Genomic DNA, 14,211 nt, shown 5'->3' with positions numbered 1-14,211 from the left:
GAGGGATAGAATGCCCGCCATCACCCCCACCGCTGCGCCCGCATGATCCTTACCGGCCCCGCTCTGAGCGAACGCTTCCAGGCTCTGGACGACTTCCTCGTCGCCCACCAGCACCTGTGGCGCCCCAAGCCCTTCACCTACCCGACCCTGCCCTGGGAAGCCGAGCAGCCCGCACTGGCCGCCTGGCTGCGCAGCCGCAGCCTGGAGCAGGCCGAGGCCGAGCACAACCATCCCGAGCGCCTGGCCGCCCCCGCGCCCTTCCCCGAGCTGGCGCGGCGCGCCGCCGCGCTCTCGGCGCTCGATGAACTGCCCACGCGCGATCTCGGCCTACTGCCCGAGCGCCTGAGCGTCGACGTGCCGGGGCGCAAGTGGCAGCAGATCACCGCCTTCGCCGGACGCTTGCAGTTCCGGCAGCCGCCGCGCCACTGGCTGGACTGGTGCTCCGGCAAGGGCCACCTCGGCCGCCTGCTGGCCCAGGGCGGCCAGCAGCTGACCTGCCTGGAATACGATCCGCAACTGGTCGAAGCCGGCCAGCGCCTCAGCGCACGCCAGCAGCTCGCGGCCCAGCACCTGCAGCAGGACGTGCTGGCCGCCGATGCCGGCGCGCGCCTGCACGCCACGCATACGCCGGCGGCCCTGCATGCCTGCGGCGACCTGCACGTGCGCCTGCTGCAGCTGGCCAGCGCCGCCGGCTGCGCCCAGTTGGCGGTGGCGCCCTGCTGCTACAACCGCATCGCCAGCGAGTACTATCAGCCGCTCTGCGCCCCCGCCCGGGCCTCGGCCCTGCGCCTGTCACAGGACGACCTGCGCCTGCCGCTGGCCGAGACCGTCACCGCCGGCCAGCGCCTGCGCCGCCAGCGTGACCTGTCGATGGCCCGGCGCCTGGCCTTCGACCTGCTGCAGCGCCAGCAGCGCGACGTGGATGACTACTTGCCGACGCCGTCGCTGCCAGTGAGCTGGCTGGACAAGGACTTCGCCAGCTACTGCCATGACCTGGCCGCGCTCAAGGGCCTGGCACTGCACGGCCGCATCGACTGGCCCGCCCTGGAGGCGGCCGGCTGGCGCCGCCTGGCCGAGGTGCGCAACCTGGAGCTGGTACGCGGCCTGTTCCGTCGCCCACTGGAGCTGTGGCTGCTGCTCGACCGCGCCCTCTACCTGGAAGAACGGGGCTACCAGGTGAGGCTGGGCACCTTCTGCGCCCACCAGCTGACCCCGCGCAATCTGTTGCTGCTGGCCGAGCGCGCCTGAAAGCCATCCACAGAAGCTGTGGATAACTCTGTGCACGGATTCTGTAGAAATCTGCACAAGGCGCGCCGCAGCAGGCCTGCGGCGACCTGCTGGTTTTTTGATCTGCGGAAAAAGTTCTTTTGAAACAGCTGCTTAGCCAAATACGCGAGCTGCCGCACAAAAAACAGGCACACCCGCCGATGCCGCATTCTCATTGTGCATAAACACCTCTGCTCTCATAGCCAAGCCCCATCCCAGCTCGCGCGCGACGGTTTACTCCGCCACACCAATGGCTATAATGGCGCCCCCTACGCCGGTATAGCTCAGCTGGTAGAGCAACTGACTTGTAATCAGTAGGTCCCGGGTTCGATTCCTGGTGCCGGCACCATGTACATGAAATGAAAAGCCCACCCCATGGTGGGCTTTTTGCATATGCCCGGCGGTTCTGGCCAGGTGGCCAGAAATACGGTTAAATTGTGTGGTTTATCACACAGATTTGCGCCACGCGCATTCAGGAATGCCCTCCGTCGCAGTGATCGACCGGCTACGCCATTTCCAAGCGATAATTCGGCGCCAGTGATCAGCCTGATAGGCGAGCCTTTAAGGACGATAGATGTTGTACCCCGTGATTATCTGCGGCGGAGCCGGTAGCCGCCTGTGGCCCGCCTCTCGCGAGAAGCACCCCAAACCGTTCCTGCCGCTGCCTGACGGCCAGTGCCTGCTCCAGAAAACCCTGCTCAGGGCGATTCATCTCGAAGGCGTGAAAGACATCCTGACCGTCACCAATCAGGAGCTGTTCTTCACCACCGAAGACATCTATCAGGAAGTCAAGCGCTCGCCAGAGAGCGAGCTCAACTACATCCTTGAGCCGACCGGCCGCAACACGGCAGCCGCCATAGCCAGCGCGGCCCTCTATCTGCTGCGCCGCCACGGCCCCGAGGCGACCATGCTGGTGCTTCCTGCCGACCACCTGATCCAGGACGAAGAAGCCTTCGCCAGTGCCGCCCGACAGGCCGCGCAATTGGCTCAGGAAGGCTACCTGGTGACCTTCGGCATCGAGCCGACTCATGCCGAGACGGGCTTTGGCTATATCGAAGCCGACACCAGCGGCGACCTCGTGCAAGGCATGCGCGTCAAGCGCTTCGTGGAAAAGCCGGACCTGGCAACCGCCCAGCGCTATTGTGCGGCCGGCAACTTCTACTGGAACTCGGGCATGTTCTGCTTCCAGGCCGGGACGCTGGTCAGCGAGATGCGGGCTCATGCCCCGGAAGTGCTCGATGCGGTAGAAGCCACACTCGCCGCCTCGACCTACTCGGACAACGACCAGCGACTGCGCCTCGATGCCGGCAGCTTCAGCAAGGTGCCGGACATTTCCATCGACTATGCCCTGATGGAGCGCTCCGACAGGGTCGCCACCGTTCCCTGCACCATCGGCTGGAGCGATATCGGCTCCTGGTCCGCCATGAGCGAGCTGGTCGCGGCTGATGCGCAGGGCAATCGCTTCACCGGAGAGACGGTCCAGCATGCTGCGTCCAACAACTTCGTACACAGTCCGGAGCGACTGACTGCCCTTGTCGGTGTGCAGGACCTCATCGTGGTCGACACCCCGGATGCGCTGCTGATCACACACAAGGCGCATGCTCAGGATGTCAAACATATCGCAGGGCAGCTCAAGCAGAGCGGACATGAAGCCTATCTGACACACCGCACCGTGCACCGTCCGTGGGGAACCTACACAACGCTTGAGGAAGGCGAACGCTTCAAGATCAAGCGCATCGTCGTCAAGCCCGGCGCCTCGCTCTCCCTGCAGATGCATCATCATCGCAGCGAGCACTGGATTGTGGTCAGCGGCGTGGCGCTGGTCGTCAATGGCGACAGCGAGCTGATCCTGAACAGCAACGAGTCGACCTTCATTCCGTCGGGGCACAAGCATCGCCTCGCCAACCCCGGCGTCATCGACCTGGTCCTCATCGAAGTACAAAGCGGCGATTACCTGGGCGAGGACGACATAGTGCGGTTCGACGACAGGTACGGTCGTGCATAACCCATACGATCACACCTGCCGCATAGCACCAGCTAGAGTTCTTGTTCCAGCTGGCCTCTGACTAATCAAGACACCGCCGAATGAAGGTACTGCACTTCTATAAGACCTATTACCCCGACTCCGTAGGCGGGGTAGAGCAGGTCATCTACCAGATCGCCAGTGGCGTTGCCGACCTGGGCATCAGCACCGACGTGCTCTCGCTCAGCAGCAAAGCAGCAGCGCAGCCTGTCGACCTGGGCAGCCACAAGGCCTACAAAGCCAAACTGGACCTGCAGATCGCGTCTACCGGATTCTCCCTCTCTGCCCTGCGCATGTTTCGCGAGCTGGCCAGGGAAGCCGACATCATCCACTACCATTTCCCCTGGCCCTTCATGGACCTAGTGCACCTGGCCTGCCGCCTGAACAAGCCCAGCCTGGTCACCTATCACTCCGACATCGTGCGCCAGGCCACACTGCTCAAGCTGTATCGTCCGCTGATGCACAGCTTCCTGAGCAGCGTCGACGCCATCGTCGCGACCTCGCCGAACTACCTGCACAGCAGCCCGGTTCTGCGGCGGCATCAGGACAAGACCCGGGTCATCCCCATAGGCCTGGACAAAGCAGCCTATCCGGTACCCTCGCACAACAACCGTGAACACTGGCGGCAGCGCTTTGGCGAACGATTCTTCCTCTTCGTCGGTGTCCTGCGCTACTACAAAGGCCTGCATATCCTGCTGGAAGCGATGAAAGGCGGCCCCTACAAGCTGGTGATAGTCGGCGCCGGCCCGGTTGAGGAAGAACTCAAGGCCCAGGCGCAGCGCGACCACCTGGATAACGTCTTCTTCGTCGGGGCCGTATCGGACGAAGACAAGGTCGCCCTGCTGGATCTCTGCTACGCCGTTACCTTCCCCTCCAACCTGCGCTCGGAAGCCTTCGGCATCTCCCTGCTGGAAGGCGCCATGTACGGCAAGCCGATGATCTCCAGCGAGATCGGCACAGGCACCAGCTACATCAATATTCACGAGCAGACTGGGCTCGTCGTCCCTCCTGACGCCCCAGGCGCGCTCAGAATCGCGATGGACCGTCTTTGGGCGCACCCGGAACAGGCTCGACAGATGGGGCAGGAGGCAGAGAAGAGGTACTGGGAACAGTTCACGGCCACCCGCATGGCGCAGTGCTACAGCAACCTCTACCGACAGCTGCTCGAAAAACACGACCGGGACAGCAAATGGGCATCGGCGATCAACCCCTGAAGCCCGCTCGCCTATTCAAACAAACTAATCGTTATTGCCGGCCTTAAGTGGGCCAGAGAAGGAAAGAAGACATGACCCGTAAAGTTGCACTCATTACTGGCGTGACCGGACAGGACGGCGCCTACCTCGCGCGCTTCCTGTTGGAAAAAGGTTACATAGTCCACGGCATCAAGCGTCGCGCCTCCTCCTTCAATACCGACCGCATCGACGATCTGTACCAGGACCCGCACACCAAGAACCGCAACCTGATCCTGCACTACGGCGACCTGACCGACACCAGCAACCTGGTGCGCATCATCCAGCAGTGCCAGCCGGACGAGATCTACAACCTCGGCGCCCAGAGCCACGTGGCGGTTTCCTTCGAGTCCCCCGAGTACACCGCAGACGTGGACGCCATGGGTGCCCTGCGCATTCTCGAGGCCATTCGCATCCTCGGCCTGGAAAAGAAGACCCGCTTCTACCAGGCCTCGACCTCCGAGCTCTATGGCCTGGTGCAGGAAATCCCGCAGAAGGAGACCACGCCCTTCTACCCGCGCTCGCCCTACGCGGTCGCCAAGCAGTTCGCCTTCTGGATGACCGTCAACTACCGCGAGGCCTATGGCATCTATGGCTGCAACGGCATCCTGTTCAACCACGAGTCCCCGCTGCGCGGCGAAACCTTCGTCACCCGCAAGATCACCCGTGGCCTGACCCGTATCGCCGTAGGCCTGCAGGACTGCCTGTACATGGGCAACATGAACGCCCTGCGCGACTGGGGCCATGCCCGTGACTACGTGGAAATGCAGTGGCTCATGCTGCAGCAGGACAAGCCTGACGACTATGTCATCGCCACCGGCCGCCAGTACTCGGTACGTCAGTTCATCGAAGTCTCGGCCAAGGAGCTGGGCGTCAGCATCGAGTGGCGCGGCGAGGCCGAGGAAGAAGTCTGCGTGGTCGTCGACGTGGCCAACGAGGCCGTTACCGGCATGAAGGCCGGCGACATCATCGTACGCGTAGACCCGCGCTACTACCGCCCGACCGAAGTGGAAACCCTGCTCGGCGACCCCTCCAAGGCCAAGCGCGACCTGGGCTGGGAGCCGAAGATCAGCTTCGAGGAGCTGGTGGCCGAAATGATCAGCGAAGACCTCAAGCTGGCGCAGCGCGATGCGCTGGTCGAGCAGAGCGGCTACAAGATCATGTCCTACCACGAATAAGGGGGGAATCAAGAAATGCAAAAGCTTCCCCTGAACACCCGCATCTACGTAGCCGGTCATCGTGGCATGGTCGGCTCCGCCATCGTGCGAAAGCTCCAGGCCGAGGGCTACCACCACATCATCACGCGCACCCACGCCGAGCTGGACCTGACCTCGCAGACGGCCGTCCAGGCATTCTTCCGGGACAACCCGGTCGACTACGTCGTGCTGGCTGCCGCGAAGGTCGGCGGAATACACGCCAACAATGAATACCCGGCCGACTTCATCTACGAAAACCTGATGATCCAGTGCAATGTCATTCATCAGGCGTTCGCCGCCGGCGTACGCAAGCTGCTGTTCCTCGGCAGCTCCTGCATCTACCCGAAGCTGGCCCGCCAGCCCATGCAGGAAAGCGCCCTGCTGACCGGCGTACTGGAGAGCACCAACGAGCCCTATGCGGTAGCCAAGATCGCCGGCATCAAGCTGTGCGAGTCGTACAACCGGCAACATGGCACCGACTACCGCTCGGTGATGCCGACCAATCTCTATGGTCCGTACGACAACTACCATCCGGAAAACAGCCATGTCATCCCGGCACTGATCCGCCGCTTCCACGAGGCCAAGCAGGCCAAGGCTGAAGAGGTAGTGATCTGGGGCACAGGCACGCCCATGCGCGAGTTCCTGCATGTCGATGACATGGCTGCAGCCTGCCTGCATGTCATGAATATCGATACCGAGACTTATCAGGCCAACACGCAGCCCATGCTGTCCCACATCAATGTGGGTACCGGGACTGACGTCACAATCCGCGAGCTAGCCCAGACCCTAGCCGAAGTCGTTGGTTTCAGTGGCAAGGTGGTCTTCGACACCAGCAAACCTGATGGCACGCCTAGAAAGCTGATGGATGTTAGCCGCTTGAAACGACTTGGCTGGCAGGCCTCGATTGAACTGAAGGAAGGGCTGGCATCTGCATATGAGTGGTATGTGGCCCACCAGCACAACCACACCACTCGGCTCTAGGCCCGTTATGCTTTTCAGCTTCACCAAAGACCTTTACAAGCTCAGAAATATAATCCTCGAGCTTGTAAAGCGAGACTATCAGCAGCAGAACCAAGGCTCCTATTTGGGGTTCATCTGGAATTATCTGCAGCCCCTGCTCTTCGTCAGCGTGCTATATGGCGTTATTGCATTTGGCTTCCGTCATACTCCAAACAATACCGGAATTCCTTTTGGCCTATACCTTCTCAGCGGCATGACCTGCTGGCTATATTTCTCCTCCAACTTGATCTCGATAACCGGTGTCATTCGATCCTATTCCTTTCTTGTGAAAAAAATCGAATTCCGCCTGAGCATCCTGCCCTTGGTCAAGCTATTGAGCTCACTGCCTCCTCATGCCGTGCTTGTAACGCTGATGCTACTGCTGGCCCATTTCAATGGCTTTACCCTCGGTCTCCACAGCCTGCAGCTGCTCTATTATTACCTCTGCATGGCAGTCTTCTTAATGGGCTTTGGATGGATTACCTCTGCCGCCAGCCTGTTCGTGCGCGACATCACGAATGGCATCGCGGTAATCACCCAGTTCGGCCTTTGGCTAACGCCCATATTCTGGAACGCGCAGACCCTGCCAGAACAATATCAATGGTTGCTTCGCCTGAATCCGGCAAACTACCTTGTCACCGGTTATCGGGACAGTCTCAGTGGCGGCCACTACTTCTGGGAGCGCCCCGAAGACACGCTGGCATATTGGGCCATCACAGCCATTACACTCGCTATTGGCGCGATCACCTTTAAACGATTGAAGCCGCATTTCGCGGAGGTGATCTAGTGGATGACCTTGCCATCAGCATAAAAGACGTGTCCAAGGCTTATAAACTTTATAAATCGAGTTCCGATCGACTAAAGGAAGCGCTGAATCCGCTCGGCAGGAAATACCATCGAGATTTTTATGCAGTCAGGAATCTCAGCCTAGATATTGGCAAGGGCGAAATTATCGGAATACTGGGTCGCAACGGTTGTGGCAAGTCCACCCTGCTCAAACTCATCAGTGGCGTACTACAACCCAATACCGGCAGCATCCGGGTGAATGGCAAGATCACGGCACTGCTGGAACTTGGCGCAGGATTCAATCCAGAGTTCACCGGGCGACAGAACATCGCGTTCTACTCGACCCTGCTTGGCCTAGATAGCGCACAGGTCGCTGCGACAACGCCCAAGATTATTGAATTCGCGGAACTCAATGAATTCATAGACCAGCCCGTACGCACTTACTCCAGCGGCATGAAGTCTCGACTCGGATTTGCCGTGGCCATTCATGTCGACCCAGACATTCTCATCCTTGACGAAATATTGGCCGTTGGTGATGCGCTGTTCAAGCGCAAGTGCTACGCCAAAATGCAGGAATTTTTCGAGGCCGGCAAGACCATCATCTATGTCTCGCATGAAATCGATTCGATTTCCCAACTTTGCAAGCGCGCCATCTTCATGGATGCCGGCGAGATCATCTGCGACGGCCCGGCCAATGAGATAGTAAAAAAATACCACCAATACCTCTACTCTCCGCCCGAGACACAAAAGATACTCAAGGCAACATTTAAAGATTCTGGCAACGTGCCCGACCAGCATACGCCCGCGGCCACCCACTCGCCGAACTCGGCATATCACATCGATAACTTCACCCCCAAATCGCTCATTGAATATCGAAATGAAGATATCGACATAGACACACCGCTCATTCTCGACGACAGCGGCAAACCGGTGAACGTGCTGGTCTTTGGCCAGCGCTACAAATATGTCGTCACCTACACATCCCGCTCGCAGAAGACCTTCTCAGACGTCGCCTTCGGCTTCGAAATAAAGAACCAGAAGGGGCTCGCGATCTGCTCGATAGAATCGACACGCTCATATACGCAAGGCCTGACCTGTAAACAGCTCATGCCAGGCGAGAAGATCACCGCATCCTTTGAGTTTCATGCTCGACTCCCCGGCGGCGTTTATTTCACCAACCATGGCATCTCTTCATTTGCCAATGGTGAACAGCAAGTTCTTAACCGGAAGGTCGACGCACACTGTTTCAAAGTCACGGATTCGTCACAGCGTATTTACGGCGGCCTGTACTCCGGAATCGACACGGTCTTGATTGACTCTTATAACAACCAACTAGAATTCCCTGTCCGCTAGGCTAATCGATGATCATCTGGCTCGCCTCTTACCCCCGCAGTGGCAATACGTATTTCAGGGTACTCCTGAATAGCATTTTTGGAGTAAAAACCTACTCCATTCATAATGACACCCATGACATCGCCGCAGATCAACCCACGTCAGAAGTTGTCGGCCACGAGCATCTCCCGGAGAACTTTGACCTGGCGCATGCCCGCCTTAGCGACAACATCTACATCATAAAGACACATGCTCCGCCGCAGAACGAAACTGACAAGGCAATCTACCTTGTGCGCGATGGCCGGGAGAGCTCCGTCTCTTACCACAAGTACCTGAAGAACTTCTATTCCTCCCCGCTTGCGCTGTACGACGTCATTACCGGCGCAGCCGCTTTCGGTACATGGGGGGAGCATGTCACCAGTTGGTCGCCTCAAACCCGGCCAAACACCCTGCTGATAAAATTTGAAAACCTCGTCAGCGCCCCAGAAGAGTTCTATCCTCGCATAGCCGACTTTATCGGGATCCCCGCGTCAAAACAGCAAGCACCCTCATTCAAAGAACTGCAGGCAATCAATCCGAAATTCTTCAACTCCGGCAAGAAAGACTCTTGGCTCGACCGGATGTCAGAGGAAGAGCAGCTTGCATTCTGGATGACGAACCACGAACAAATGAAAGCCATGGGGTACTCAGATAACACCCCCATGCTTCTCAATAGCGAATACGCCCCATTCTTCCTGTCGCTCGGCCGCCAGCTCAACAAGCAGTTCCAGCGCGCCAATGCTGCTGCCCAACCACGCATACAAAAACTGGAACAAGAAAAAGCCAAACTTCTTGCAGACCTAGAAGCCACCAGAAAAAAACTTGATGAGATGCAGCGTCAACAGCGGGAGACAGAGGCGCAACTGACCGAGCTAAAGCAGAGCAACAGCACCATGGGCCGGGAAATAGAGTCGCTCATGAAGATCAAAAGACACGTTGACCTGTTGGCCAAACAGTCCGCTCTCCGAACCCCACGAAAAGCCTGGCACATTTACAGACAACTTATCGAAATCTCCAATACTGCAGATCACACATGAACGAACTCGGAATACTCGTCTTCGGACACACCAGACCTCTTCTTCTGGCTGACACTCTGGAAAGCCTGAAAATCCAAGGGCACATAGACAAAGTCGACCTCTGGATTGATGGTGACCAGGGTATTTCCGACCTGCGCAACAAGATTGCCCTTTGTCACAAAATAGCTGACGACTACCAGGTCCGGAACAAATTCTATCATCGCGGCCAGCTGGGCTTTCGCAAGATGATCTTGTTGGCAATGCAGCATGCCGTGCAGAACTACAAGTACATCATTCTCCTTGAGGACGATTGCTTCCCCACTAAGGATGCAGTCGATATCTTTATTTCGGAGCTGCAGGCCGTCGAGCATGATGCGCAGGTGTTTTCCGTCTATGGCCACCCCTTTCTGGTCGCCGAAGAGAGTGGCTACTGCTCACGCTTCCAAGGCTGGGGTTGGGCCACGACCTCGGAAAAACTTGCTCCCTACCTCAGCAAGTTGATCGACTGCTATTCGATGTATGAAAGAGATTACCTAGCCTTTACCCGCGACGCGCTGACGCCGGAAATCCTGGAGCGTCTCGACGTGACCCCGCCACGCCTTCCCTCCCAGACTCTTACCAAGTTCTTTGCCTGGGATGAAACGCTGGCCTTGCTCACGGCACTGGATAAGCGCACACACAAACCCACGGCCAAGCGCATTATTTATAACTGCGGCATCGGTGAGGGTGCTTCTCGCTTTGCTATTGATCCCAAGTTCTTGGCTCCGCCTTTCAACCTTGTACCTCACAAGGAAATCTGGAGCTATTTCTGATGAAGCTGTTCATCGCTGACCCGGCCCTATCCAGTTTTCAAGGCCACCATTTTTCGCTGACCCGCACCTTCAGCGAAGCTGCCAGCAAGCACGACTTGCGCATTATTTGGCTGGTAAGCAAGCGCCTTCCGCATGGCAACTACAACCTTTCGGGGAATGTGACCATTGAGCGCGTATTTTCCGAAGGAACCTATGACGCTTATGCGCAAGCCAAAAAAAGTGCGAGTCTGATTCAGACGCTCCCCAAAAGCCGGCTCTATCGGAAAGCCCAAGCACTGTACATGCGCATGCCGGCACCTTTGCGAACCATGGCGAAGACTGTTCTGCGGAGAATAAAGCCATTTGACCGGCTCTTTTCCGCCACTGCGCAATCGCATGCACCACAGGCACCGACAAAGCGCCAGCACGAAGAGCTCATGCATGCGCTCAAAAAGTATCCGTACTCCCCCGAGGACAGTATTTTCTTTCACACCAGCGATGCTCAAACCTACTTCACTATCGTCGAGCTCTTCGTCAAGTCGTTACCCCCGGAGCAATGGCACACACTGCCCAGCCTTCATCTTTCGACTCCTTACGATGAAGGCATAATGCCGCATAATAAAACGACCATCACCGCAGCCACCTCTATCCGCTACCTCCGGTCTCTCAACCTCATTGACCGCCAGGTTTTCCTGTATGCCGAGAACGACTTGCTGGCCGAGCACCTGTCACAACAGTGGTCCGCAACGGTCAAACCTCTTTTCATTCCGCAAAGCCCCCTGCCGGGCGAAGCTCAGGCCCGACCTACACAGGCAATTACCTTTTCCTATCTAGGTGCGGCCCGCGAAGAGAAAGGCTTTGTTTATCTTGCCGGCGCCATCGAGGAATTCCTCGCCGCCTGCAAGCGCGACGATATTCGCTTCGAACTGCAGGCCTCTCCACAGATCGTGGGCTATGCCCCGGCCATCAAGGCTGCAGTTGACAGGCTCATGTCAATTAGTGACTCACGCCTGCATATCATTACCCAGCCACAAAGCCCCGCTGACTACGACGCCGCCTTGAGCCGATCCGACGTCCTGCTGCTTTGCTACGACCCCAGTCGTTATGCCGTGCGCAGCTCCGGCATCATTTTCGAGGCACTGGCAAACGGAAAGATCGCCATTACCACGGAGGCGACCTTTCCCAGCCACATCGCTCAGGAAGCCGGCCTGTCCGTCAGCTACTTATCCAACAGCGACTTTATCAACTGCATCATGAAGATCGCGGACAACTACGACCATTATCAGAAAAATGCCCAGGCACGGAGCCGCAGATTCTTGGAGGAGGTTTCACCAGATAAATTTTTCATGGACATTCGGAGCGGTAGAACTTCTGCGCACAGCTTCGAAGAGCAACAATCAACCGCAATACCAGCGGAGCTCCCGCTTGGAATTCCCTATAGAAAACTGATCTAAATAATTGGAGAGGCACATGAAAAAAGTACTGATTCTCGGTGGCGACGGATTTTGCGGCTGGCCAACCGCCCTGCATCTCTCGGCACAGGGGCATGAGATTGCAATAGTCGACAATCTTTCCCGTCGCAACATCGATAACGAACTGGAAGTCGACTCGCTGACCCCGATTCGCCCAATCGGCAAGCGTCTCTCCAAGTGGAAAGAGCTGAGCGGAAAGAATATCGAGTTCTACAACATCGATATTGCCGAGAACTATGATCGCCTGCTGAATCTGATCAAAGAGTGGAAGCCAGAAGCTATCGTGCACTTTGCCGAGCAGCGCTCTGCGCCTTACTCGATGAAATCCTCGCAGCATAAGCGCTATACCGTTTCGAATAACATCAATGCCACCCACAACCTGCTGGCGGCGGTTGTTGAGTCCGGCCTGGACATCCACCTGATCCACCTGGGCACCATGGGCGTTTACGGCTACGGCACCGCCGGCATGAAAATCCCGGAAGGCTACCTGGAAGTGAATGTCACCACGGACAGTGGCGAACAGATCAAACAGCAGATTCTCTACCCAGTTAATCCTGGCAGCATCTACCACATGACCAAGACGCAGGATCAGCTGCTCTTCGCCTACTACAACAAGAACGACAAGACCCGAGTCACCGACCTGCACCAGGGCATTGTCTGGGGTACCCAGACCGAACAGACCAAGCTGTCGGAAGACCTGATCAACCGCTTCGACTATGACGGTGACTATGGCACCGTACTCAACCGTTTCCTGGCACAGGCAGCCGTCGGCTATCCCCTGACCGTGCACGGTACTGGCGGGCAGACCCGTGCCTTCATCCATATTCAAGATACGGTGAAGTGCATCGAGCTTGCGCTCAACAACCCGCCGAAGCACGGGGAAAAGGTCAAGATCATCAACCAGATGACCGAGACTCACCGCGTCCGGGATCTCGCCCAGATGGTCGCCCGTATTGCCGGCGCCACAGTTGAGCTGGTACCCAACCCGCGCAACGAGGCCGATGAGAACGATCTGATCGTCGAGAACGAGACCTTCCTCAACCTCGGCCTGAACCCGATCAAACTGGAAGACGGCCTGCTGGACGAAGTCACCAGCATTGCCAAGAAGTACGCCGATCGTTGTGATCGCAGCAAAATTCCGTGCTATTCGACATGGACCGCGGCGAACAAGGCCGGCAAGCCAGCCACCCACTAACGCTCGTATAGATGCAGGCCCGGCAACGGGCCTGCATTGGATCACATGATCAGTATTGTAATCCCCACCTTTAATGCCGCGCGCTACATCGGTGACACACTCCGAAGTCTGCTATCGCAACAACTACAGTCCTCACTCGAACTCATCATCGTCGATGGCCAGTCCTCCGACGAAACCTTGCAGATCTGCCAGCGCTTCCAAGAAGAAGCGGCCATCACATCCTGCATGAAACCTCAGCAGAGTGTATCCATCACGATATACAGCGAGCCTGACAGCGGTATGTATGACGCTCTGGCCAAAGGCCTGGGCTTGGTGCAGGGCGATATAGTGGGCTACCTCAATGCCTCCGACATTCTCCTGCCTGGCGCCTTGTGCGCCCTTGAGCGGGCATTCTCAGGTCACCCGCATGTCCGCTGGGTAACCGGCTGGAATAGCTTCATGAATGGCGATGGGATTATCACCTCGTCCAGGCTGCCCTTCGGCTACCCGCGCCAGCTGGTCCAGAGCTATTTCTATGGCCGGTATAACAATCACATCCAGCAGGAAAGCACTTTCTGGTCCCGCGAGCTGCTTGCGGACATTGATCTGGCGCGCCTGAAAAGCTTCAAATATGCAGGCGATTTCTATCTGTGGCACTCCTTCGCCGAACACAATACGCTGTGGACTCTGAATGCCCTCATTGGTTGCTTCCGAAAACATCCCGGGCAACTCTCCAGCGCACTTGAAAGTTATCACGCCGAAGCGCTTCACATCACCGAAGGAAAACGCTTCAGCGTGCTGCAGGCATGGCGCTATCGCCTGCTAGAGCAGCTGCCGAACTTCATCAAGTCCCGCATTCACCCGACACTGATCAGCCTATAACTGCCG

At 57.6% G+C, this 14,211-nt stretch carries 12 protein-coding genes and 1 tRNA gene; all 13 read left to right on the top strand.

Annotated features, from left to right (window positions below; genetic code table 11):
- Positions 1–42: 42 nt before the first annotated feature.
- The 13 genes from AAG092_RS13605 (at position 43) to AAG092_RS13545 (ending at position 14,205) form a co-directional block, all read left to right on the top strand.
- A complete protein-coding gene (locus AAG092_RS13605) occupies positions 43–1,248 on the top strand; it encodes a methyltransferase (protein WP_373387094.1) in 1,206 nt (401 codons plus the stop codon).
- A 291-nt stretch (positions 1,249–1,539) separates the two neighbouring features.
- Positions 1,540–1,615 (top strand) — tRNA-Thr (locus AAG092_RS13600).
- A gap of 225 nt (positions 1,616–1,840) precedes the next feature.
- Entirely contained in the window at positions 1,841–3,271 is a 1,431-nt protein-coding gene (locus tag AAG092_RS13595; RefSeq protein ID WP_373387093.1) for a mannose-1-phosphate guanylyltransferase/mannose-6-phosphate isomerase, read from the top strand.
- 80 nt (positions 3,272–3,351) lie between these two features.
- A complete protein-coding gene (locus AAG092_RS13590; RefSeq protein WP_373387092.1) occupies positions 3,352–4,503 on the top strand; it encodes a glycosyltransferase family 4 protein in 1,152 nt (383 codons plus the stop codon).
- Between the two features lie 71 nt (positions 4,504–4,574).
- On the top strand, positions 4,575–5,696 hold the full coding sequence (gene gmd, locus AAG092_RS13585; protein ID WP_373387091.1) for a GDP-mannose 4,6-dehydratase: 1,122 nt from the start codon (positions 4,575–4,577) through the stop codon (positions 5,694–5,696).
- Positions 5,697–5,711: 15 nt separating this feature from the next.
- Positions 5,712–6,695, top strand: a complete 984-nt coding sequence (locus tag AAG092_RS13580) for a GDP-L-fucose synthase family protein (RefSeq protein WP_373387090.1) — start codon at positions 5,712–5,714, stop codon at positions 6,693–6,695.
- A gap of 7 nt (positions 6,696–6,702) precedes the next feature.
- Positions 6,703–7,500, top strand: a complete 798-nt coding sequence (locus AAG092_RS13575) for an ABC transporter permease (RefSeq protein WP_373387089.1) — start codon at positions 6,703–6,705, stop codon at positions 7,498–7,500.
- Positions 7,500–8,852, top strand: coding sequence for an ABC transporter ATP-binding protein (locus tag AAG092_RS13570; protein WP_373387088.1), 1,353 nt, complete (start codon positions 7,500–7,502; stop codon positions 8,850–8,852). The genes AAG092_RS13575 and AAG092_RS13570 overlap by 1 nt, the downstream gene beginning before the upstream one ends.
- 8 nt (positions 8,853–8,860) lie before the next feature.
- Positions 8,861–9,907: a sulfotransferase domain-containing protein gene (locus AAG092_RS13565; RefSeq protein ID WP_373387087.1), complete on the top strand. Its 1,047-nt coding sequence runs from the start codon at positions 8,861–8,863 to the stop codon at positions 9,905–9,907.
- Positions 9,904–10,698 (top strand): hypothetical protein, encoded by a 795-nt coding sequence (locus tag AAG092_RS13560; protein ID WP_373387086.1) that lies wholly within the window; start codon positions 9,904–9,906, stop codon positions 10,696–10,698. The genes AAG092_RS13565 and AAG092_RS13560 overlap by 4 nt, the downstream gene beginning before the upstream one ends.
- On the top strand, positions 10,698–12,131 hold the full coding sequence (locus tag AAG092_RS13555) for a glycosyltransferase (protein WP_373387085.1): 1,434 nt from the start codon (positions 10,698–10,700) through the stop codon (positions 12,129–12,131). The genes AAG092_RS13560 and AAG092_RS13555 overlap by 1 nt, the downstream gene beginning before the upstream one ends.
- Positions 12,132–12,147: 16 nt before the next feature.
- The gene (locus AAG092_RS13550; protein ID WP_373387084.1) at positions 12,148–13,344 is read left to right on the top strand and encodes an NAD-dependent epimerase/dehydratase family protein; all 1,197 of its coding nucleotides are present in this window, start codon (positions 12,148–12,150) and stop codon (positions 13,342–13,344) included.
- A 45-nt stretch (positions 13,345–13,389) separates the two neighbouring features.
- Positions 13,390–14,205: a glycosyltransferase gene (locus AAG092_RS13545; protein ID WP_373387083.1), complete on the top strand. Its 816-nt coding sequence runs from the start codon at positions 13,390–13,392 to the stop codon at positions 14,203–14,205.
- Positions 14,206–14,211: the final 6 nt, after the last annotated feature.

Origin of the sequence: Pseudomonas alcaligenes (genome assembly GCF_041729615.1) — a bacterium.
Lineage (GTDB): Bacteria > Pseudomonadota > Gammaproteobacteria > Pseudomonadales > Pseudomonadaceae > Aquipseudomonas > Aquipseudomonas alcaligenes_B.
The sequence above is the reverse complement of the archived record's forward strand: the minus strand, read 5'-3'. Positions and strand labels throughout refer to the sequence as shown.